Genomic DNA, 20,609 nt, shown 5'->3' with positions numbered 1-20,609 from the left:
CACTAATACAGGTGCCCGCCGCCGGCAACCATCAGGGGCTTGACCGACGTCACACCCCGGGCGAGCCTGGCCGCGATGATCGCCACCCGTATCGATCGCGTCGTGGTCCACCCCGGCGGGGCGGTGGTCACCCGGGTGGCCGAGGTCGAGGTCGCCGCCCCAGGGGAGGTGGTGCTGGCTGGGCTGCCGTGGGGGCTCGACGACGACAGCGTCCAGATCGCGGTCGCGGGCCCCGCCTTGGCCGCCACGGTGAGGATCGCCGTCGACGTGGTCGCGGCCGAGGACGGCACGGCGGCGGACGACGAGCTGCGCGCCGCGGCCGCGACCCTGGCGGCGCTGGTCGGCGAGCGGACCGCGATCAAGGCCAGCCTGGCCGCGCTGGCCGGGCTGGCGCCGGTCGCGCCGGCCGGGGGGCGCGAGACCCGGCCGGACTGGGGCGAGGTGGTGGCGGCGCGGCGAGCGGTCGCGCAGGTGGCGGCCGCGCGGGCCGCCGCGCTGCGGGCCGAGCACGCCGAGCTCGAGCGCCAGGTCGACGCGGCCCAGCAGGCCGTGACCGCGGCTGAGGAGCGTCGGGCGAGGCGGTCGTCGGCCGAGCGGGTCGCGGGCGCGCTCACCAAGGCGGTGGTCGCGAGCGTCGTGCCCGTCGGCGCCGGCGGCGTCTGTGCGATCGCGTGCACGTACCGCGTGCCGGGCGCGCGCTGGGCGCCGACCTACGTCGCGCGGCTGATCGACGGCGAGGTCCGGCTCGAGCTGCGCGCGGTCGTGGCCCAGGCCACGGGCGAGGACTGGGCCGACGTCGCGCTCGAGCTGTCGACCGCGACCGCCGGGCGGCAGGTCGAGCTGCCCGAGCTGCCGGCGATCCGGATCGGGCGCGCCCAGCCGACCCCGGCCCGCGCGGGCTGGCGGGCGCCGCCGGTCGGCGTCGAGGACCTGTACCGAGACTGGGATCGCGGGTTCAGCGACCGCGCGCCGCCGGCTCCGCCGGCCCCGCCGCCGCCGCCGGTCGACGGGTTCGCCGACGACGAGGGCGGGTTTCTCGAGGAGTCGACCGACGAGGTCGCCATGGATCTCGACCGCGTGAACGTGGCCCCGTCCGCGCCGCCCAAGGTGAGCGCGCCGCCCTCGGCGGGCGCGGCGGCGCCCGCGGCGATGATGGCGCCGCTGGCCAAGAAGTCGGCGCTGGGTGGCATGATCGGTCGTGGCGGCGGCGGCGCCCAGGACCAGCGCAAGCGCCGCGCGATGGCGCCGGCGGCCAAGCCCGTGGCCGCCGCTGCGGAGGCCAGCGAGATCTCCGCGCGCGACGATCTGCTCGAGTTCGGCGCGCTGTACATGCCCGGGCCCGGGGCCGCCGACCGCGGGCGGCTGCGGCGCGTCGCCGACGAGCGACGGTGGAAGGTGTCCGCGGCCGCGGCCGTCGCCGCCGGCGATCGGGTGCTCGAGCGGGTGCGTGGCCTGATCGATCGCGCGGTCCCGCCGGGCTGCCGCGAGCCGAGCTCCGGCCAGTACGACTACGCGTTCGCGACCAGCGGGCGGGTCGACGTCGGCGGTGACGGCGCCTGGCACGCGATCGCGGTCGCGGCCCACGCCGCGCCGGCGGCGGTCGTGCACGTCGTGACCCCGGCGGTCGCGCCCGAGGTCTACCGGGTCGCGACCGTGACCAACCCGCTGCCGGCGCCGCTGCTGACCGGGCCGGTCGACGTCTACGAGGGCGACGAGCTGGTCCTGACCGCGGCCCTGGCGGAGACGCCCCCGGGCGGCGTCATCACGATCGGGCTCGGCGTCGACGCCGAGGTCAAGGTCGCGCGCAACGTGCGCTACCGCGAGGAGGCCGCGGGCGTGCTGCGCGGCTCGCTGCGGCTCCTGCACGACGTGACGATCGACGTCGATCACCTGGGGCGCGCGCCGATCGAGCTCGAGGTGCGCGAGCGCGTCCCGATCCCCGCGCCCGACGTCGACGACGTCGAGGTCGCGATCGACGAGGTCGTGCCGATCTGGGAGCCGTGGCGGCCCGAGCCGGCGCCGGGCCACGCGCCGCTGCGCGGCGGCCACCGCTGGCGCGTGCGCCTGGCCTCGGGCGAGCGGCGGGCGCTGCGCCTGGCGTACGCGATCAAGATCGCCGGCAAGCACGAGCTGGTCGGCGGCAACCGGAGGGACGCATGACCGCGCTCGAGCTGCCGATCACGTCGGTGCTGGTGCTCGAGGATCGCGCGCGGGTCGAGCGGCGCGGCGCGGTCGAGCTGCCGGCCGGCGCCAGCCGCCTGGTCGTCGCCGGCGTCGCGCCGGTCGTGGCCGACAAGACCGTGGTCGCGCGCGGGCCCGGGCTCGAGATCGTCGACGTGCGCGTCCGCCGGCAGGTGGCGCCGTGGCGCGAGGGCGGCGACGACGGCCGCGCGCTGGCCGCGACGATCACCGCGCAGCGGGCCGCGCGCGCGCGCGCCGAGCACGACCGCGCCGCGCACACCGCCCGGGCCGAGGGCGAGCGCGACGCCGCGGGCGCGATCGACGCGGTCAGCGCCCGGGCGCACCTCGAGCTGGCCGCGGCGGCGGCCTGGGGCGCGCGCGCCGACGACGCCGACGCCCGGCTCGCGGCGCTGACGACCGAGGCCCGCGCCCGCCATCGGGCCGCGGCCGAGGCCCGCCACGCCGCGGCCGAGGCGGCGGCGCTGGTGGCGCGGCTCGATCACCAGCTGGCCGAGCTCGAGCGCGGCGCGATCCGCCACACCGCGACGATCGAGATCGACGTCGTGGCGGCGACCGCCGGCGCCGCGACGCTCGAGCTCGCGTACGTCGTGCCGGGCGCGTGCTGGCGCCCTACCACGTCGCCACGTGGCGCGGCGACACGCTCGAGCTCGCCACCGACGCGTGCGTGTGGCAAGCCACCGGTGAGGACTGGCGCGACGTCGCGCTGACGTGCTCGACGGCGCGGCCGTCGCTGGGCGCGACCCCGCCGATGCCGGTCGACGATCTGCTGCGGGTCCAGGCCAAGGGCGCGCTGGTGGCGGCGGTCCGCGAGGAGACGATCGCGACCACCGGCCTGGGCGCGGCCCGCGCGCTCGATCAGGTCCCGGGCGTCGACGACGGCGGGCGGGTCCAGGCGCTCGCGGCGCCCGCGCCGGCGACGATCGTCGCCGACGGCCGCCCGCACCGCATCCGGCTGGGCGCGTGGTCGAGCCCGGTCGAGGCCGCGCACGTCGCGTTCCCGGAGCTGGCGCCCGCGGTGATCGTGCGGACCCGCGCGGTCCACGCCGGCGCGGCGCCGCTGCTGGCCGGGCCGGTCGATCTGATCCGCGACGGCGGCTACACCGGGCGCACGACGATCCTGTACGTGGCGCCGGGCGAGCGGTTCGAGCTGGGCTGGGGCGCCGATCCCGCGCTGCGCGTGCACCGCACCCACCGCGAGAAGCGCGACGAGGCCGGGCTGCTCGGCAGCTGGGATCAGATCCGCCACCGGGTCGCGATCCGGCTGTCGAACCTGGGCGCGGCCGCGCGCACGATCACCGTCACCGAGCGCGTCCCGGTGTCGGAGCTGCCCGACAAGGTCGAGGTCGTGCTCAAGGCCGCCGACGCGTGGCAGCTCGAGGACGACGACGGCGCGATCCGCGATCGCACGCCCCGGATCACCGCGCGCACGGTCGGCGATCACGGCATGGTGAGCTGGACGGTCGAGCTGCCCGGGCGCCAGCGCCGCGCGATCGCCCACGAGTACGTGGTCAAGGTGCACGGCTCGGTGCAGGGGCTGTGACCGCGCTCGCCGACGGCGCCCGCGCCGCCCAGATGCTCGGCGACCGCCTGGCCAAGAACCGGCGCCACCTGAGCAAGTGGGCCAAGCGCGACGGCGTGAGCTGCTGGCGCTGGTACGACCGCGACATCCCCGACGTGCCGGTGACGATCGACGAGTACGAGGGCGCGCTGGTCGTGGCCGACTGTCGCCGGGCCGGCGCCGACGAGGTGCTCGACCCGGCCTGGTTCGACGCGGTGCTGGCGGCGATCGCCGCGGCCGCGCCCGCGGCCGAGGTCCACGCCCGCGCGCGCCGGCGCATGACCGATCGGCGCGAGACCGGCGTGCAGTACCAGCGCCAGGCCGACGCCGGCGTGTGGCGCGAGGTCGGGGAGGGCGGGCGCCGGTTCCACGTCAACCTGAGCGACTACCTCGACACCGGCCTGTTCCTCGACCACCGCGCCAGCCGCGGCCAGGTCGGCGCCGCCGCGGCCGGGCGCCGGGTGCTCAACCTGTTCTGCTACACCGGCGCGTTCACGGTCTACGCGGCCACCGGCGGCGCCGCCGCGACGGTGTCGGTCGATCTGTCGAACACCTACCTCGACTGGGCCGCCGACAACCTGGCGCGCAACCGGGTCGACCTGCAGCACCACGCGCTCGAGCGCGCCGACGTGGCGGCGTGGCTGGCCGCGTACCGCGGGCCCAGGTTCGACCTGATCGTGTGCGATCCACCGACGTTCTCGAACTCGAAGAAGATGCACGGCACGTTCGACGTGCTGCGGGATCACGTCGGGCTCCTGGCGTCGGTGGCGCGGGTCGCGGCGCCGGGCGCCGAGCTGTGGTTCTCGACCAACCACCGCTCGTTCCGGCTCGAGGACCGCGCGCTGCCGGGCTGGGAGGCGCGCGAGACCACGCGCACGACCGTGCCGCCGGACTTCGGCTACTCGCGCCCGCACCGGTCGTGGCGGTTCAGCGCGCCGCCGGCGTCCGGGCCTGCGCCATCGCCGCGCGCACCTGGGTGAGCACCGTCGGCGCCGCCGCGGCCACCCGCGCGACCAGCTCGTCGAGCGCCAGGGCGATCGGGCCGTGCTCGGCGGCGGTCGGCGCCAGCAGCGGCCGCCCGGCGAGGATGCGGATGAGGCGTCGCGCCACGCCGCCGCCGCTGCCGAGATCGGTGGGCGGGGCGTGGTCGCGCAGGCGCGCGCGCAGCGCGACGAACCGATCCGCGCCCTCGGGGTCGTGCCACGCCACCGCGCCGTCGTGGTCGAGCCCGGCCCGGAACGCGCGCTGGTAGGCCGGCTCGGGCAGGAGCACGCCGTCGAGCAAGAGCTCGACGCCGACGTGGGCGCACGCGCGGGTCGGCCCGCGGCGCACGCCGCGCGCGGTCAGCCGGGCCTCGGCCTCGCGGAACAGCCCCACCACCACCGGCGCGCGATGGAACGCGGCGTCGGTGGCGTGGTGCAGGTCGACGCCGGCGGCGATCGCGGCGTCGTCCTGTGGGCCCAGGCGCGCGCCGCACATGGTCGCGAAGTCCGGCAGCATCGCGCCGAGCGCGACGCCGGGCTCGGCCGAGTGCCACGACGCCACCGCCGCGTGTCCGAAGAAGTTCACCGAGGACTGGTAGCATGGGCCGTGGCCTACGTCGTCGGGCTCGATCTCGGCACCCAGAGCGCCAAGGCGATCGTCTACGACGACGCCCTGGCGGCGATCGGCGGCGGTCGCGCGCCGATCGTCACGACCTACCCGCGGCCGGGCTGGGCCGAGCAGGATCCGCGGGCGTGGGAGGCGGCGATCGGCGCGGCGATCGCGGCGGCGTTGCGCGACGGCGGCGTCGCGGCGTCGGCGATCACCGCGCTCGGCGTCACCGGTCAGCTCGACGGCCTGGTCGCGGTCGCCGCCGACGGGGCGCCGCTGGGGCCGTGCCTGCCGTGGCTCGATCGCCGGGCGGCGCTGCCGGCCCTCGACGACGATCGCCTGCTGGCGGTCGCGGGCCAGGTCGCCGACCCTGGCCACCTCGCGGCCAAGGCCCGCCACTGGGATCGTCACGGCGGCGGGCCGCGCGCGGCGTGCTTCCACGCGCCGGTGTCGTACCTGGTCGAGCGCGTCACCGGCGCGCGGGTGATCGATCCCGGTCAGGCGTCGACGACGATGCTCTACGACCTCGCGGCCGGCGCGTGGTCGGCCGAGCTGGCCGCGGTGTTCGAGCTCGACCTGGCGCGGCTGCCGACGGTGGCGCCGGCCGCGGCCCGGGCCGGCGTGCTCCACGCCGCCGGCGCGGCGCTGACCGGCCTGGCGATCGGCACGCCGGTGGCGGTCGGGACCGGCGACGACTTCGCGACGCCGCTCGGCGTCGGGCTGGCCGAGCGCACGCTCCTGTGCGCGGTCGGCACCGCCGAGGTCGTCGGCGCGCGCGGCCCGCTCGCGACCCGCGATCCCGCGCGCCTGATCGAGACCCACCCGTACGCGCTGGGCGGCGGCTTCGTCGAGAACCCCGGCTGGGCCGCCGGCGGCGCGATGACGTGGCTGGCGTCGCTGACCGGACGCGACGTCGCGGCGCTCGACGAGGCCGCCGCCGGCGTCGCCCCGGGCGCCGACGGCGTGGCGTTCGTGCCGGCGCTCGGCGGGGCGATGGTGCCGCGCTGGGATCCGCGGGCGCGGGCCGCCTTCGTCGGGCTCGGGCCCGGCCACGACGTCGGTCACCTGGCGCGCGCGATCTACGAGGCGTGCGCGGTGGCGATGACGGTGGTGCGCGATCGCCTGGCCGCGTGCGGCGTCGCCACCGATGGGATCGCGCTGGTCGGCGGCGGCGCCCGCGCCGACACCTGGGCCCAGATCCGCGCCGACGTCGCCGGCGCGCCGGTGGCGCGCTACGCCGACGCGGACGCCTGCCCGCGCGGCGCGGCGATGCTGGCCCTGGCGGCGCGCGACGGCGAGGCCGCGCTGCTGGCGATCGTCGGCCGGGCGCCGGGGCTCGATCACTGGCGGCACCCGCGGCCCGCGCTGGTCGACCGCTACCGCGCGGTGCGGGCCCAGGTGCTCGACGCGGGCGCCGCGCTGGCGCCGATCGATCACGCGGTCGCGGCGCGGCCGTGACCGCGCGAGCGCACGGCCTGGGCCCCGCGCTGGCGCCGATCGATCACGCGGTTGCGACGTGGTCGTGATCGCGGGAGCTCGCGGCCTGGGCGCGGGCCCCGCGCGGGCGCCGATCGATCACGCCGTGACCGCGCGAGCTCGCGGCGTGGGGGCGGGCGCCGCGCTGGCGCCGATCGATCACGCCGTGACCGCGCGAGCTCACGGCCTGGGCGCGGGCGCCGGCACGGGCTTCGCGGGCGGCGTCGTCGGGGCCGCGGTCGTCGTCGCGGTCGGCACCGACGCGGCGCACCGGAACCCGAAGTGGTGGTACGGCTTGTTGCCGGGCAGGTGGGCGCGGCGCCAGCTGCCGGCCGAGTACTCCCAGGTCCACCACCACGAGCCGCCCCGGACGCTGCGGTGGCGATATCCCGGGCACTCGTCGGCGCCGTCGCACGGGCCCTTGGGATCGCGGCCGGTGCAGGCGTCACCGCACGCGGCGTAGCTCTTGCTGTACCAGTCGGCCACCCACTCCCAGGAGTTGCCGGCCATGTCGTACAGACCGTAGGCGCCGGGGTCGCGGGTGCCGACGTCGGCGGTGGCCCACTTGGGCGGGCCGCCCAGGCCGCAGCCCTTCTTGCCGTTCTCCATGATGATCGCGCGCTTGCACGTCGGCTTCTCGTTGCCCCAGGAGTACAGGTTGCCGTCGGGGCCGCGCGCCGCCTTCTCCCACTCGGCCTCGGTCGGCAGCCGCTTGCCGGCCCACGCGCAATAGTCGCGCGCGTCGAACCACTTCACGCCCACGACCGGCTGGTTGGGGCCCGAGAACCCGACCTTGTAGGCCGGCGCGTGGCGGCGGCAAGCGCCGGCCTTCATGCACTTCTTGTAGTCGGTGTTGGTGACCTCGTAGGTGTCCATGTAGAAGGTCGACACCCAGATCGTCGCCTGCGGCCGCTGGTCCTTCTCGCTCACGTCGGAGCCGCGGATGAAGTCGCCCTCGGGGACGCACTTCATGTCGGCGGGCGCCTGGGCGCACGCCGCGGGCAGGTCGGCCCGGGCCGGGGCCGCGAGCGCGGCCGCGAGCGCCGCGGCGCCGAGGAGTGTGAGCGAGAGTCCGTGCATATCTTTTGCCCTCCGGTGGGAATGTGCGAGGCTCGAACTGTGCGGTTCTACCTCGCCGTCAGCCAGATCGCATGGGCGATCGCGCTCGCCGCGCCAGCGGCGGCGCAGCCCGCGTCGAGCCGGGATCCCTTCCACGACGTCGCCAGCCTCAACGCCCGCCTGCGCCAGCTCCAGGCGGCGCACCCGACGACCACCCGGATCGTGACCGTGGCCACGGTCGCCGCGGGCGACGTCCTCGCGCTCGAGGTCGATCCCACCGGCGCGTTCGTCGCGACCACGCCCAGCCTGCTGGTCCAGGGCGGCATCCACGGCAACGAGTGGATCTCGACCGAGGTGGTGCTGCGCCTGGCCGAGCTGACGGTCGATCCCGACGATCCGAGCTGGCGCGGGTTGACCTATCGCTTCATCCCCGCGATCAACGTCGACGGCTTCGCCCACGGGTCGCGCAAGGCGGTCGACGTCGACGGCACGCAGTACGACGCCAACCGCGAGTTCCCGGTCCCGGGCCAGCCCGATCACGCGTCGCGGCCGCTGGTCGCGGCGCTGCGCGACTACGCCCGCACCGGCAGGGTCGTCGCCGTGCTCGACTACCACTCGGCCGCGGAGTGCATGCTGTGGCCGTTCGCGTACTCGCCCGCGGCGGCGCCGCCCGACCGCAAGGCGATCGCCGCGATCACCACGGCGATGGCGACCTCGGTCGGCTTCTGCAGCGGCCAGGTCGCCAAGGTCATCAGCTACAAGCACGAGGGCACGGCCTCGGACTGGTACCAGGACGCGCTGGGCGCGCCGGCGATCCTGGTCGAGCTGGGCGCGGTCAACGAGCCCGGCAGCCAGACCGTCGAGCAGATCCTGATCGATCAGGAGCGCCCGTACCGCCTGTTCCTCGACTGGCTCGGCGCCCGCGGCCTCCGGCCGACCGAGCCGCCGCCGCCGACCGTCGCTGGCTGCACGACCACGACCGTCGCGGTCGGCGCGGGCCCGCTCGGCTACCAGGCCACCGGGCCGGTGTGCGACGGCCAGCGCCACGGCGCGTGGACCTTCCGCTTCGCCGGCGGCGGGGTCCTGCGCGAGGGCACCTACGAGCGCGGCCGCGAGCACGGATCGTGGCGGTCGTTCCACGCCACCGGCGAGCCCCAGGACGTCGGCGCGTACGCCGCGGGCAAGCCCGAGGGGGCGTGGAAGCGCTACGCCGTCGGCGGCGGCCTCATCGAGGAGCGGACCTTCGTCGAGGGCTCGCGCGAGGGCGAGCTCCAGCGCTGGCTGGCCGACGGCACGCTCTGGCAGGTGCGCGGCTGCGAGCACGGCATGTGCGTGACCCAGTGCAAGGGCACGACCGGCCGGCGCAGCTGCGCGCTGCTCGCGACCACCGACGCGCCGGCCCCCGATCGCCACGCCAAGCGCAGCCCGACGCCGCGGGCCAAGGCCACCAAGACCGCGAAGGCGACCAGGGCGATCAAGGCCGCGCCGACGGTGAAGCGCACGCCGCCGCCCAAGCGCCCGCGCCGGCGGTGAGCGCGTGACGGCGGCCACGGCGACGTCCCCGCGGCGCCGGTCGGGCTACACTGCGACGCCGATGCTGGTCCGTACTTGTGCCGTCGCGCTCGCCCTCGCGGGCGCGGCCTGCGGCGACGATCCGCAGCTGGTCTGCGTGACCGTCGACCTCACCTGCGCCCCGCTGTACGCGCCGACCTGGGCCAACGTCTACGGCACCACCGTCACGCCCAAGTGCGCGGCCTCGGGCTGCCACACCACCGCCGCCGCCAAGGGCGGCCTGGTGCTCGACGACCCCGCGACCGCCCACGCCGCGCTGACCAGCTACGTGATCCCCGGCGACGTCGGCTGCAGCGAGCTGGTCGAGCGGATCTACGCCACGGCCGAGGCGCTGCGCATGCCGCGCGGCAGCCAGCTGTCGACCGCCGAGGCCTGCGCGCTGGCGCGGTGGGTCGCGGCCGGCGCGCCGGGGCCGACCACCACGCTGGAGGCCCCATGATGCGGTTCGTCGTCCCGGTGCTCGTGCTGGTCGTGGCCTGCGGCGGCGACGACGTCCTGCCGGTGGCCGAGCTGATGGACCCGGCGACATGCGCGTCGTGCCACCCCAAGCACCACCGCGAGTGGGCGTCGAGCATGCACGCCTACGCCGCCGACGATCCGGTGTTCCTGGCCATGAACAAGCTGGGCCAGGAGGAGACCGGCGGCGCGCTCGGCGACTTCTGCGTCCGCTGCCACGCGCCGGTGGCGCTGGCCCAGGGCCTGACCACCGACGGCACCAACCTGCCCGACGTGCCGCAGTGGGCCAAGGGCGTCACCTGCTACTTCTGTCACAACGCGGTCGAGGTCACCGGCGAGCACAACGCGCCGATCCGCCTGGCCGACGATCAGACGATGCGCGCCGGCCTGCGCGACGCGATCGCGAGCCCGGCCCACCACACCGGCTACTCGAACCTGCTCGACGCCACCAAGGCCACCTCGGCCAGCCTGTGCGGCTCGTGCCACGACATCGTCTCGCCCGCCGGCGTCCACCTCGAGCGCACGTTCGCCGAGTGGAAGACGACGATCTTCGCGTCGGAGGATCCGCGCAAGCAGCTGTCGTGCGCGACCTGCCACATGGTGGCCACCACCGACGTGATCGCCGAGGGCCCGGGCTTCACCGCGCCGCTGCGCGAGTTCGGGCGGCGCGAGCACACCTTCGCCGGCATCGACAAGGCGCTGACCCCGTGGCCCGACGTGGCCCTGCAGCAGGCGGCGATCGATCGCGATCTGCGCGCGGTCCTGGTCGGGCGCCTGTGCGTCCTGCCGGTCGACGGCGGCCGCATCGACTACCGGCTCGACAACGTCGGCGGCGGCCACATGTTCCCGTCGGGGGCCACCGCCGATCGTCGGGCCTGGATCGAGATCGTCGCCTACGACGCCGCCGGCGCGGTCGTGTTCGCGAGCGGCCTGGTGCCGGCCGCGACGCCCCAGCTCGACCCCGAGGACCTCGGCGATCCCAACCTGTGGCGGCTCGACACCGACGCCCGCGACGCGTCCGGCAACCGGACCGAGAAGTTCTGGAGCATCGCGACGATCGATCACCCCGGCAGCCTGTTGCCGCCGGCGGTCACCACCGACCCGTCGGACCCGCGCTTCTACCACGCGGTCGAGCGGTCGTTCCCGGTGCCCGGGCTGATCGCCCAGATCACGCGGGTGACCGCGCGGGTGCGGATCCGGCCGATCCCGATGGCGCTGGCCGGCGAGCTGTTCGACAGCGGCCACCTCGCCGTCGACGTCCGCCCGATGATCCCGACCCACGAGGTCGGCAGCTCGGTGCTCGAGTGGAACCTCGGCGGCAGCGACTGCGTGCAGTAGCGCCGGCTCAGCCGGTCAGGCAGAACGTGAACACGACCGGATCGCGGGTGCCGCCGGTGGGCGTCGCCTCGAAGGTCAGCTCCCAGACGCCGGGCATCCACAGGTTGATCGGGCCGACCGAGAACCGGCCGGGCACCGTCGGGTCGGGGGTCCAGATCGGCTTGACCCCGGTGCCGTGGCGGTGGTCGGGCATGAACGGCGTGAGCTTGAGCTCGCCGTCCGCCGCGGCCACCGGCGCGCCGCCGACGTCGACGTCGATGACCCAGGTGTTGTCGCCGCGGATGGGCAGGGCCGGCTCGGCCGAGACGATCGTGAAGCGCGTGCCGCCGGCCCCGGTGCGGGCCAGGTTGATCGTGAACGGCTCGTCCCGATCGTCGGCCTCGCAGTTGTAGGTGGTGTCGTCGGCCGGCGCGTCGTCGGCGCAGCCGGCGATCAGCGCCGCGGCCAGGAGGGCACCGAGGCAGCGGAGCATGGCGAACCTACGCATGGCGATGGCTCCAGGTTACGCCGGTGCACCGCGACCGCAAGGCCCGCGCCGGTCGGGCCGGCCTCGTCGCTCGGATCGCTCACACCGGCCGCTCAGGTCGCTCAATGCATCGGCGGCGCGACCAGGATCGCGGCGTCGCGATCGGCGCCGACGCCGATCGGCGTGCCGCAGAACGTGACGATCACCACGGCGCCGGCGTCGCCGGGCAGGGCCCAGGTCTGGCGCAGCGTGGCGCGCGGGCGCAGGTACGCGGTGACCACCTGGCGGCCGACGCCGACGGGGATGCCGCCGACGTGCTGGCGCACGCCGACCGCGAGCGCGAACTTGCGGATCGGCGACGCGTCGCTGGAGATCCGCAGGCCGCGCCGCTGGATCACCCGGGTCGTCAGCTCGAAGCCGGCCGACGCGACCGGGATCAGCGGCGTCAGCTCGACCCGCATGCGCGGCAGCGCGTCGGGCGCCAGGGCCATCGGCGTGCCAGTGTGCTCGCCCCGGGTCGCGATGACCACCAGGCTGGTCACGCGATCGCCGATCCGCTCGCGCGCGAACACCCGCTGGCCGGCGTGGTCGTAGCCGAGCACCTCGAGGGTCTGCGGCGCCGGCGCGCTGGCGCGGTCGTCGCCGGTGATCGTGGTCGACGTGAGGAAGGACAGCGATGCGCGCATGGTCATGCTCCGGCGAGGGCGGCCCGACATGGCCACCGGGCGTCCCCGGGAGACGCTACGAGCGGGCTCGTCATTCGGATCGGCGGGCTGCGGTGAGAGGTGCGTGAGGCGGGCGTGGCGGGCCATACGTGGGGTAGAACGCTCGATGCCCCGTCGGAGTTGCACCGAATCGACGCGGGAATAACGTTGTCCCACCGCCGGTTTCAGGCGTCGGCGCTCACGGCGTAGGGTCGGGCGCGCCGTGGTCGACGCGGACCTCGCCAGCGCTGGTGTGGGTCGTCCACTCCCCGACCCGGTGACCGCCCTGGTGCTGCCCGCGCACCCGCACGGTCCCGTCCGGGGCGAGCTCCTGCCAGGGGCCGTCGAGCAGCCCGGCGCGGAACGTGGCGACCAGCGCCACCGAGCCGTCGCGGCGGTAGGTGGTCCAGGCCCCGTCCTTGCGGTCGTCGACGTACGCGCCGGCCAGCGCCGGCGTGCCGTCGGCGAAGGCCTCGCGGTAGGGGCCCGCGCGGCGGCCGGCGACGTAGGTCGCCTCGCGCACCAGCGCGCCGGCCCGCCAGCGGCGGCTGACCCCGTCGAGCGCGCCCGCGAGGAAGTGGTCCTCGTCGGTCAGCGCGCCATGGCGGTCGCGGCGCTGCCACGCGCCGACGCGGGCCCCGTCGCGGTGCTGGCCCGACTCGATCACCTGGCCGCGCGGCGCGAGCGCGCGGTACGGCCCGTGCGGCTGACCGCGCACGAGCGTGGTCTCGGTGGCGACGGCGCCGTCGGGGTGGAACGTGCGCGCGACCCCGGTGCCGCCGGGCAGCGCGTCCTTGCCGACCTCGCGGCCGCGGGCGTCGTAGCGCACGAGCTCGCCGTCGAGGTGGCCGCGCCGGTAGCGCGCGGTCGACGCGATCACCCCGTCGCGCCACTCGGTCCACAGCCCGTCCTTGCGGCCGCCGACGTAGCTGCCGGCGCGCTCGGGCCGGCCGCGGCCGTCGGTCCAGGTCCACGGGCCGGTGCGCTCGCCGGCGCGGTAGCGGCCGGCCTCGCGCGCGACCCGGGTGCCGCGGTACGCCGCCCAGTCGCCGTCGAGGCGGCCGGCCGCGTCGTAGCGCTCGACCAGGGCGCGGCCGCCGTGGCGCCAGACGGTGCGCGCGCCGACGAGGTGGCCGTCGCGCCAGGTCTCGCGCAGCTCGATCGTGGTCCGGGCGCCGAGCGCGCGGCCGCCGGCGCGGACGCCCGCGACCCAGCCGGCCCGGCCCAGCTCGGTCCCGTCGGGCTCGAAGATCACCGCGTCGCCGGCGCGGACGCCGGCGCGCCAGCTCGTGGTCGCGGCCACCGTGCCGTCGGCGCGCCAGCGCGTGAGCGCGCCGGTGCCGTCGGCCAGCGCGCTGGCGCCGAGCGCGCGGCCGTCGGCCCACTGCTGCCAGGTGCCGTCGGGCGCCCCGGCGCGGTAGGCGCCGTCGGCGATGAGCGCGCCGTCGGGCGCCAGCGCCTGCCACCGACCGTCGGCGACGTCGTCGACGAACTCGCGCCGGGTGGCGACCGCGCCGTCGGGGTAGAGCTCGACCGACGGCCCCTGGCGGCGGCCACGACCGTCGACGCACGCGCGCCCGCGCTGGGGCCAGGGCAGGCGCACCGCGCGGGCGTCGGCGGCGCAGGTCACCAGCGGCGGGGGCGGGGACGGGGCGGCGGCGGGCGGCGCGGGCGCCGCGGCGCCGTGCACCGGCGCGACCGGCGGCAGCGGCGGCGGCGGGCTCGACGCCGGCGCGCCGCACGCCACCGTCGGGATCACCGCGATCACCGCGAGCCGCGCGCGCATCGCGCGATCATGCCACGCCCGGCGGCGCGCCGCGCCCGCGGTGTAGAGTGCCGCCATGATGATCGCTCGCCCCCTGGGAGTCGCGCTGACCACGATGCTCGCGCTCGGCGTCGCCGCCGAGTCCGCGACCGCGCGCCCGCGCCCGCGCCGGGCCAAGCACTTCGAGGCCAACAAGGGCTTCGGCCTCGGCATCATGCTCGGCGCGCCTACCGGCCTGTCCGGCAAGTACTACTACGCCAGCGACAAGGCGTTCGACTTCGGCGTCGGCGCCTTCCGCTACTACCGGCAGCGCGACGGCCTGCAGATCCACGTCGATCACCTGTGGCACCCGGTCAGCCTGGTGTCGAACGCCGACTTCGAGATGCCGCTGTACCTGGGCGTGGGCTTCCGGCTGTTCGACTTCAACGACGACGTCAACCACGACGGCACCGCGATCGGCCTGCGCGCGCCGATCGGCGTCGCGTTCGATCTCAACCGCACGCCGATCGACATCTTCGTCGAGCTGGCCCTGGTCGTCGATCTGTTCGTCGGCTACGACGATCGCTACGGCGCGGACCTCAACGGGGCGGTCGGCTTCCGCTTCTACTTCAACTGATGCGCGTCCCCGCGATCCGCTTCCGCGGCGCCGGCGGCGTCGAGGTCATCGAGGTCGGCGAGACCGAGGTCCGCGAGCCCGGCTGGGGCGAGGTCGTGGTCGAGGTGGTCGCGGCCGGCGTCAACCGGGCCGATCTGCTGCAGCGCCGCGGCCTGTACCCGGCGCCGCCGGGCGCGCCGCCCGACGTGCCCGGCCTCGAGTTCGCCGGGCGCGTGGCCGCGCGTGGCCCCGGCGCGACGATGTGGCCCGAGGGCGCACCGGTGATGGCGATCACCGCCGGCGGCGGCATGGCCCGGCGGATCGTCGTCCATGAGCGCGAGCTCATGCCGGTGCCGGCCGGGCTCGATCTGGTCACCGCCGCGGCGATCCCCGAGGTGTTCCTGACCGCGTGGGACGCGCTGGTCGGGCAGGCGCGGCTCGCGGCCGGCGAGGACGTGCTGATCCACGCGGTCGCGAGCGGCGTCGGCACCGCGGCGGTGCAGCTGGCGCGGGCGATCGGCGCGCGGCCGCTGGGCACGTCGCGCACCGCGGCGAAGCTGCCGCGGCTGGTCGAGCTGGGGCTCGCGCCCGACGACGCGATCGTGCCCGAGGCCGGGCGGTTCGCGGCCGCGGTCGCCGGCCGCACCGGCGGCGCCGGCGCGGCGGTCATCCTCGACTGCGTCGGCGCGGCCTACTTCGAGGAGAACCTCCGGGCGCTGGCGACGCGCGGGCGGCTGGTGCTCCTGGGCCTGATGGGCGGCGCCACCGGCGCGGCGCCGCTGGGCCTGTTGCTGGGCAAGCGCGCGACCGTGATCGGCACGGTCCTGCGCGCGCGGCCCCTCGAGGAGAAGATCGCGATCGCGCGGGGCGCGACCGCGCACCTGGTGCCGCTGTTCGAGCGCGGCCTGCTGGTCCCAGTGATCGACGCGGTGCTGCCGATGACCGCGTGCGCCGAGGCCCACGCCCGGGTCGAGCGCGACGAGACCGTCGGCAAGGTCGTGCTGGCGTGGGACCCGGCCGCGCGCTGAGCTCGCCGCGACGTCGCCGAGCGTCGGCCTGGCCCGGCGCGCTGAGCTCGCCGCCGCGCTACTGATCGTCGACCTGGAGCCACAGCGGCACGACCACGGTCTCGCCGCCGACGACGTCGACGTTGTTGCGCCGCACCTCGAGCTGGCCGCGCCGGACGACCGTGTAGTAGGCGCTGACGTCGTACGAGCCAGGCGCCAGACCGGCGACCCGGTAGCGGCCCTGCTCGTCGGTGATGACCGGGACCGTGTCGAGGCCGCCGGTCGAGCTGATCGTCACGACCGCGCCGCGCAGGCGCTGGTGGCTGAGGGCCTCCGCGACGGTGCCCTCGATCGTGCCGACGGCGGGATCCGCGCCGGGCGGGTGGAAGCGCCACAGGTCCGGCGCGCCGGGCGCGTTGAGATCGGGGCCGACGACGTCGGCGGCCGGCACGGTGAAGTCGACCCCGACCAGCTCACCGGCGCGGACCTCGACGTCGCGCTCGCCGATCGCGCGCTGGTGCAGGTACGCGGCCACGCGGTACTGCCCCGGCGGCAGCGCCGGGATCATGAACGCGCCGTCGTCGTTGGAGCGATCCTGGAGCGGGGCGATCTCGCCGGGGCGGCGCAGCACGATCACCGCGTCGCCCACGCCGACGCCGGACAGGGCGTCGCGCACGATCCCGGCGATCATGCCCTCGGCCGGCGCGGCGCCGCGGCCGCCGTGAGTGCAGGCGACCGCGGTGGTGGCGACGAGGGCGACGAGCCAGGTTCGCATCGGTGGCGGGACTCTACCCTCCGACGCGCACAGGGCGAACGCGATCGGTCATAGACCGGCGCGGGGCCTCCGCGCGTAGTATCCCTAGTCATGCGCACCGCCACCGTCACCGCCCTGGCCCTGGCCCTGGCCCTGGCCCTGTCGTCGGTCGTCGCCTGCGGCGGCGGCAAGGGCGATGGCGCCGCCGCGGTCGCGGTCACCGGCGCGCCGGCCGGCACGGTGGTCGAGGTCGACGGGGCCGTCACCGCGACCCGCGCCGGCGCGGCGCGGCCGCTCGCCGTCGGCGATCGGGTCCACGACGACGACGTGATCGCGACCGGCACCGGCCGGGTCGCGATCCAGCTCGATCGCAACCACGTGGTCTGGCGCCTCGGCCCGCGGCTGCAGCAGCAGGTCGCGCAGTCGTCGGCGTGGTCGGCGCCGATGGCGTCGGCCGACCTGGTCGCAGCCACCGACGAGCACAGCGCCGCCGCCGGCCGTCACGCCGAGCGCGAGGCCGCGGACACCGCGACCTCCGCGGTCGAGGATCGCGCGGCGCCGGTGCCCGCGGCGGCCGCGGCGCCGCTCGCACAGGTGGCGCCACCCGCGATGCCGGCGCCCGATCCGGAGCCCGAGGCCGCGCCGGTGCCGGGCGCGGCGGGTGGGCACACGCGCAGCCGCGGCGGCGCCGGCGGCGGGGGGGCCGCCAAGGACATGGCCGACGACCTCGCGGCCGGGGCACCCGCGCCGCCGCCACCGCCGCCCTCGCCCGAGCCGCCGCCGCCGCCGCCGCTCGACGAGCTGGTGACCGGGGGCGAGCGCGACGTCAGGGTCGCGACCCTGAGCGCCACCGCCGATCTGAAGACCAGCGACGGCGACGACGGCGCACCCGATCCGACGATCGACAAGAAGTCGACGTCGAGCGCGACCGGCGGCGGCGCCAGCACGGCGGCCAAGGTCGCGCCCAAGCCCCCGGCGTCGGGGGGGAGCCTGACCCTCGGCAAGGTGGTCGTGCGCGGGCCGCTCAGCCGCGCCACGGTCGAGTCGCGCCTGGCCGCGCGCGCGCGGGTGCTCGCGGCGTGCGGCACGCCCGAGCCCAGCGGCACGGTGCTCTTGACGTTCACGGTCACGCCCGCGGGCACGGTCGACGCGGTCGGGGGCGCGCGGGCCTCGGCCGAGCTGAGGGCCTGCGTGGCGGCGCGGGCTGCGCGGCCTGACCTTCGGGGCCGCGCCCGCGGCGACCAAGGTCACCGTCTCGATGACGATCAAGTAGCGGGCGGCAGCGCCGGCGGCTTGACGTCGAGCTCGGCGCACACCGCCGCCAGGAGCGCTGGCTGCGGGCCGCGCCAGGCCAGCGTGTCGAGGTCGCAGGCGATCGGCGCGTCGCGGCGCAAGGTCGCCAGCCGACGGTAGAGCAGCGCGTCCTCGAACCCGGCCGCGAGCGTGCTCGCCAGGGTCGCGGCGCCGCGCACGGGCACGTCCCAGCGACCGTCGCGCGGGATGTCCTCGAGGTGCGGGTAGCGGGTCAGCACGGCCGCCGCCGAGCGCGCGCCCCACCGCGGCAGCCCGGGGATGCCGTCGGCGTCGTCGCCGACCAGCGCCAGCAGATCCGGCACCGACGCCGGCGCCACGCCCAGGCGCGCGCGCACGCCGTCCTCGTCGAACCAGCGATCGCGCAGGCGATCCCAGCTGACGACGCGGGTGCCGACGACGCACTGGCACAGGTCCTTGTCGGGGCTGGCGATGACCACCCGCTCGACCCGCGGATCGGCGGCGGCCACCGCGGCCGCGGTCGCGAGCGCGTCGTCGGCCTCGAACTCGATCATCGGCCACACCGCGAAGCCGAGCGCGGCCGCGACCCGCTCGGCCAGCGGGAACTGCGCCCACAGCGTCGGCTCGATGCCGTCGCCGGTCTTGTAGCCGGCGAAGAGCTCATTGCGGAACGACTCGATCACGTGATCGAACGCGACGCCGACGTGGGTGACGCCGCCGGCGCGGACCCAGGCCGCGAGGCTGCGCAGGAGGCCACGGGCCGCGCCGACCTCGCGTCCGCCGACCAGCGCCGACGGCGCGCCGAAGAACGCGCGGAACAGCTCGTAGGTGCCATCGACCAGGTGGACCTGCACCGATCGTCGGTACCACGATCTCGCCGCGGCGGCGCGGGCTGGCGCGGCGCCGCCGCGCGGCTACACTCGCGCGATGATCCGTGCCGTCGCCGCCGCGCTGACCCTCTGCCTGGGCGCGACCGCGTGCGGGCCCGCGGCGATGGCGCCGCCGCCGACGCCCGGGCCGCGTGGGCCGACGCTGGCGGTGGTCGAGGCCGCGCTCGATCTCGACGGCGCGGTCGTCGGGCCGCCGGCCGCGGCCGAGGTCGCGACCGTCGCGATCGTGTTCGCGTCGTGGTGCGTGCACTGCCGCGAGGAGATGCCGGTGCTGGCCGAGCTGCACGCGCGTCGCCCCGACGTGCGCATCCTCGGCATCAACTACCGCGCGCACGAGGAGTACGACGGCCGCGGCGACGCGGTCGCGGTGCGGCAGTTCGTGGCCGAGCGGGCGCCGTGGCTGCGGGTGGTGCCGGCCGACGAGCGGGTCTGGCGCAGCGTCGGCCGCCCGCCGAAGGTGCCGACGGTGCTGGTGTTCGATCGGGCCGGCGCGCTGGTGCGCGCGTTCGACCGCCGCAGCGAGGCGGTGCCGGACCTGGCCGCGCTCGAGGCGGTGGTCCCGACGCCGTAGTACCTCGCCACAGGGGAGATGATTGGTTGCGGGCGCCGAGGCGCGCCGAGCGCAAGGCGCAACGACGACGGGCTCCTCGTTGGAACTCGAGGAGTTGCAACGCAGCGATCGGCGATGGATCGGCGTCCCCAACCGATCAGATTCCCTGTGGCGAGGTACTAGCCGAGGCTGAGCCCGACCCGCCGGCGCGCGGTCAGGCAGTGGTCCGTGCCGAGCGTGAACTCGCGGCACGTGCGCGGGCGGTCGTCGTAGATCACGCACCGCACCCGGGTCGTGGTCAGGCCGTCGCCGGCGGCGATCAGCGCGCCGCCGACCAGCGCGGCGCACCGCTCGACGGTCGACTCCGGCGTCGGACCGGGGTGCGGCGCCCGGCGCAGCTGGTAGCGCTCGCGCGGCGCCAGCGGCGGGGCGTCGGGCTCGGCCGCGCGGTCGACGACGTAGCTGGGCGCGCGCTGCCGGACCGGATCGCGCGGGCCGACCGCGACCGCGTGGTAGGCCTCGCGGCAGCACGCGCCGCAGGTCTGGCAGTCGAGCGCCGGCTCCCAGCGCTCGCACCCGGGCCAGGCGTCGTCGACGGGGCGCGCGGCCTGGAGGCAGCGCCCGCGCGTCGATCGCCACGCGCAGCCGCCGCAGCGCCGCGCGTCGTCGACGGCGCCCGCCGGCAGCCCGGTCGGGTGGGGCGCGGGCGCGACCTGGCCCGCCGCCAGCGAGTCGGGCGCGGCGTACGGCGCCGCGGCGCCGACGATCGCCGCGCTCGCGGCCAGCGCGCGCTCCAGGTGCGGCGCCCACGGCGCGCGCGCGACCCGGGCCAGCGCCGCGATCGCGGCCACGACCGTCGGGTCGGCGCGGTCGGCCAGCGGATCGGCCGGCAGCGCGTCCCAGAACGCGCGGTAGTCCGTGGTCGGCGCGAACATCCGCGTCAGGCCGTGGCGGGCCGCGAGCGTGCGCTGGACCCGCAGGGTCGCGTGCTCGCGCCACGCGTGCTGCGCGGTCTGGTTGTCGAGGCCCCAGTCGGGCTGCGCGAACGCCGCCTCGCCCTGCACCAGCGCGTGGCACAGCTCGTGGAAGATCATCTGCGCCAGCGAGTCGTCGGCGTCGAGCGTCTCGTCGGTGCCGATCACCAGCGTGCCGCGGCCATCGGTCGCGGCGTAGGCGTCGGGCTGGCGCACGACCGTCAGGCCGATGCGCGTCGCGGCCGCCAGCCACACCTCGGCCAGCGGATCGACGTAGCGCGCGCCGACGGTGCGGGTGAACGTCACCCGCGACAGGTGCCACAGCCGGCCCGCGCCGGCAAGCGGTCAGCGCGCGTCACCCTTGGTCGAGCGGTCCGC

At 76.8% G+C, this 20,609-nt stretch carries 19 protein-coding genes; 11 read left to right on the top strand and 8 right to left on the bottom strand.

The genetic code is table 11. The features are described 5' to 3' along the window. Positions 1–75: 75 nt before the first annotated feature. Genes IPL61_01405 through IPL61_01390 form a run of 4 tightly spaced genes read left to right on the top strand, consistent with a single transcriptional unit; the run spans position 76 to position 4,740 of the window. Positions 76–2,160 carry a DUF4139 domain-containing protein gene (locus IPL61_01405; protein MBK9029990.1) on the top strand — a complete coding sequence of 695 codons (2,085 nt, stop codon included), beginning with the start codon at positions 76–78 and terminating at the stop codon, positions 2,158–2,160. Further along, positions 2,157–2,909, top strand: a complete 753-nt coding sequence (locus IPL61_01400; protein ID MBK9029989.1) for a DUF4140 domain-containing protein — start codon at positions 2,157–2,159, stop codon at positions 2,907–2,909. Before IPL61_01405 ends, IPL61_01400 begins: the two co-directional genes overlap by 4 nt. Further along, on the top strand, positions 2,801–3,742 hold the full coding sequence (locus IPL61_01395) for a DUF4139 domain-containing protein (protein ID MBK9029988.1): 942 nt from the start codon (positions 2,801–2,803) through the stop codon (positions 3,740–3,742). Before IPL61_01400 ends, IPL61_01395 begins: the two co-directional genes overlap by 109 nt. After that, positions 3,739–4,740, top strand: a complete 1,002-nt coding sequence (locus tag IPL61_01390) for a class I SAM-dependent methyltransferase (GenBank protein MBK9029987.1) — start codon at positions 3,739–3,741, stop codon at positions 4,738–4,740. The genes IPL61_01395 and IPL61_01390 overlap by 4 nt, the downstream gene beginning before the upstream one ends. Here the strand turns inward: IPL61_01390 and IPL61_01385 are convergent. After that, positions 4,688–5,329, bottom strand: a complete 642-nt coding sequence (locus IPL61_01385) for a hypothetical protein (protein ID MBK9029986.1) — start codon at positions 5,327–5,329, stop codon at positions 4,688–4,690. The genes IPL61_01390 and IPL61_01385 overlap by 53 nt on opposite strands. A 21-nt stretch (positions 5,330–5,350) precedes the next feature. Between IPL61_01385 and IPL61_01380 the strand changes: the two genes are divergently transcribed. Then, positions 5,351–6,811 carry a hypothetical protein gene (locus tag IPL61_01380; GenBank protein MBK9029985.1) on the top strand — a complete coding sequence of 487 codons (1,461 nt, stop codon included), beginning with the start codon at positions 5,351–5,353 and terminating at the stop codon, positions 6,809–6,811. Between the two features lie 198 nt (positions 6,812–7,009). On the opposite strand, the gene IPL61_01375 is transcribed toward IPL61_01380, so the two are convergent. After that, complete coding sequence (locus IPL61_01375) at positions 7,010–7,909, bottom strand: SUMF1/EgtB/PvdO family nonheme iron enzyme (protein ID MBK9029984.1); 900 nt, start codon at positions 7,907–7,909, stop codon at positions 7,010–7,012. A 39-nt stretch (positions 7,910–7,948) separates the two neighbouring features. Between IPL61_01375 and IPL61_01370 the strand changes: the two genes are divergently transcribed. The 3 genes from IPL61_01370 to IPL61_01360 all read left to right on the top strand — a co-directional run bounded on the left by IPL61_01370 (position 7,949) and on the right by IPL61_01360 (position 11,254). Beyond that, on the top strand, positions 7,949–9,421 hold the full coding sequence (locus tag IPL61_01370; protein MBK9029983.1) for a succinylglutamate desuccinylase/aspartoacylase family protein: 1,473 nt from the start codon (positions 7,949–7,951) through the stop codon (positions 9,419–9,421). 61 nt (positions 9,422–9,482) lie between these two features. Next, positions 9,483–9,899, top strand: coding sequence for a hypothetical protein (locus IPL61_01365; protein MBK9029982.1), 417 nt, complete (start codon positions 9,483–9,485; stop codon positions 9,897–9,899). Beyond that, positions 9,896–11,254, top strand: coding sequence for a hypothetical protein (locus IPL61_01360; GenBank protein MBK9029981.1), 1,359 nt, complete (start codon positions 9,896–9,898; stop codon positions 11,252–11,254). Before IPL61_01365 ends, IPL61_01360 begins: the two co-directional genes overlap by 4 nt. Positions 11,255–11,261: 7 nt before the next feature. On the opposite strand, the gene IPL61_01355 is transcribed toward IPL61_01360, so the two are convergent. The 3 genes from IPL61_01355 to IPL61_01345 form a co-directional block, all read right to left on the bottom strand. Next, positions 11,262–11,726, bottom strand: a complete 465-nt coding sequence (locus IPL61_01355) for a FixH family protein (protein ID MBK9029980.1) — start codon at positions 11,724–11,726, stop codon at positions 11,262–11,264. A gap of 116 nt (positions 11,727–11,842) precedes the next feature. Continuing rightward, positions 11,843–12,406 carry a hypothetical protein gene (locus tag IPL61_01350; GenBank protein ID MBK9029979.1) on the bottom strand — a complete coding sequence of 188 codons (564 nt, stop codon included), beginning with the start codon at positions 12,404–12,406 and terminating at the stop codon, positions 11,843–11,845. Positions 12,407–12,623: 217 nt separating this feature from the next. Further along, entirely contained in the window at positions 12,624–14,210 is a 1,587-nt protein-coding gene (locus IPL61_01345; GenBank protein ID MBK9029978.1) for a hypothetical protein, read from the bottom strand. A 55-nt stretch (positions 14,211–14,265) separates the two neighbouring features. Here IPL61_01345 and IPL61_01340 point away from each other — a divergent pair, with 55 nt between their 5' ends. After that, positions 14,266–14,805 carry a hypothetical protein gene (locus IPL61_01340; protein MBK9029977.1) on the top strand — a complete coding sequence of 180 codons (540 nt, stop codon included), beginning with the start codon at positions 14,266–14,268 and terminating at the stop codon, positions 14,803–14,805. Beyond that, positions 14,805–15,812, top strand: coding sequence for an NAD(P)H-quinone oxidoreductase (locus tag IPL61_01335; GenBank protein MBK9029976.1), 1,008 nt, complete (start codon positions 14,805–14,807; stop codon positions 15,810–15,812). Before IPL61_01340 ends, IPL61_01335 begins: the two co-directional genes overlap by 1 nt. A gap of 58 nt (positions 15,813–15,870) precedes the next feature. On the opposite strand, the gene IPL61_01330 is transcribed toward IPL61_01335, so the two are convergent. After that, positions 15,871–16,566, bottom strand: coding sequence for a carboxypeptidase regulatory-like domain-containing protein (locus tag IPL61_01330; protein ID MBK9029975.1), 696 nt, complete (start codon positions 16,564–16,566; stop codon positions 15,871–15,873). A gap of 1,244 nt (positions 16,567–17,810) precedes the next feature. Further along, positions 17,811–18,671, bottom strand: a complete 861-nt coding sequence (locus IPL61_01325) for a flap endonuclease (GenBank protein MBK9029974.1) — start codon at positions 18,669–18,671, stop codon at positions 17,811–17,813. A 73-nt stretch (positions 18,672–18,744) separates the two neighbouring features. Here IPL61_01325 and IPL61_01320 point away from each other — a divergent pair, with 73 nt between their 5' ends. Beyond that, positions 18,745–19,278, top strand: coding sequence for a TlpA family protein disulfide reductase (locus IPL61_01320; protein ID MBK9029973.1), 534 nt, complete (start codon positions 18,745–18,747; stop codon positions 19,276–19,278). A gap of 158 nt (positions 19,279–19,436) precedes the next feature. On the opposite strand, the gene IPL61_01315 is transcribed toward IPL61_01320, so the two are convergent. After that, complete coding sequence (locus tag IPL61_01315) at positions 19,437–20,537, bottom strand: YkgJ family cysteine cluster protein (protein ID MBK9029972.1); 1,101 nt, start codon at positions 20,535–20,537, stop codon at positions 19,437–19,439. Between the last annotated feature and the right edge of the window lie 72 nt (positions 20,538–20,609).

Source organism: Myxococcales bacterium (assembly GCA_016717005.1).
In the GTDB taxonomy this organism is placed as follows: Bacteria; Myxococcota_A; Polyangia; order Haliangiales; family Haliangiaceae; genus UBA2376.
The sequence above is the reverse complement of the archived record's forward strand: the minus strand, read 5'-3'. Positions and strand labels throughout refer to the sequence as shown.

Coding starts and splice junctions, on each gene's coding strand:
- IPL61_01405 (MBK9029990.1), top strand. CDS start 76: ATGATCGCCACCCGTATCGATCGCGTCGTGGTCCACCCCGGCGGGGCG.
- IPL61_01400 (MBK9029989.1), top strand. CDS start 2,157: ATGACCGCGCTCGAGCTGCCGATCACGTCGGTGCTGGTGCTCGAGGAT.
- IPL61_01375 (MBK9029984.1), bottom strand. CDS start 7,909: ATGCACGGACTCTCGCTCACACTCCTCGGCGCCGCGGCGCTCGCGGCC.
- IPL61_01365 (MBK9029982.1), top strand. CDS start 9,483: ATGCTGGTCCGTACTTGTGCCGTCGCGCTCGCCCTCGCGGGCGCGGCC.
- IPL61_01360 (MBK9029981.1), top strand. CDS start 9,896: ATGATGCGGTTCGTCGTCCCGGTGCTCGTGCTGGTCGTGGCCTGCGGC.
- IPL61_01355 (MBK9029980.1), bottom strand. CDS start 11,726: ATGCTCCGCTGCCTCGGTGCCCTCCTGGCCGCGGCGCTGATCGCCGGC.
- IPL61_01350 (MBK9029979.1), bottom strand. CDS start 12,406: ATGCGCGCATCGCTGTCCTTCCTCACGTCGACCACGATCACCGGCGAC.
- IPL61_01345 (MBK9029978.1), bottom strand. CDS start 14,210: ATGCGCGCGCGGCTCGCGGTGATCGCGGTGATCCCGACGGTGGCGTGC.
- IPL61_01340 (MBK9029977.1), top strand. CDS start 14,266: ATGATGATCGCTCGCCCCCTGGGAGTCGCGCTGACCACGATGCTCGCG.
- IPL61_01335 (MBK9029976.1), top strand. CDS start 14,805: ATGCGCGTCCCCGCGATCCGCTTCCGCGGCGCCGGCGGCGTCGAGGTC.
- IPL61_01330 (MBK9029975.1), bottom strand. CDS start 16,566: ATGCGAACCTGGCTCGTCGCCCTCGTCGCCACCACCGCGGTCGCCTGC.
- IPL61_01320 (MBK9029973.1), top strand. CDS start 18,745: ATGATCCGTGCCGTCGCCGCCGCGCTGACCCTCTGCCTGGGCGCGACC.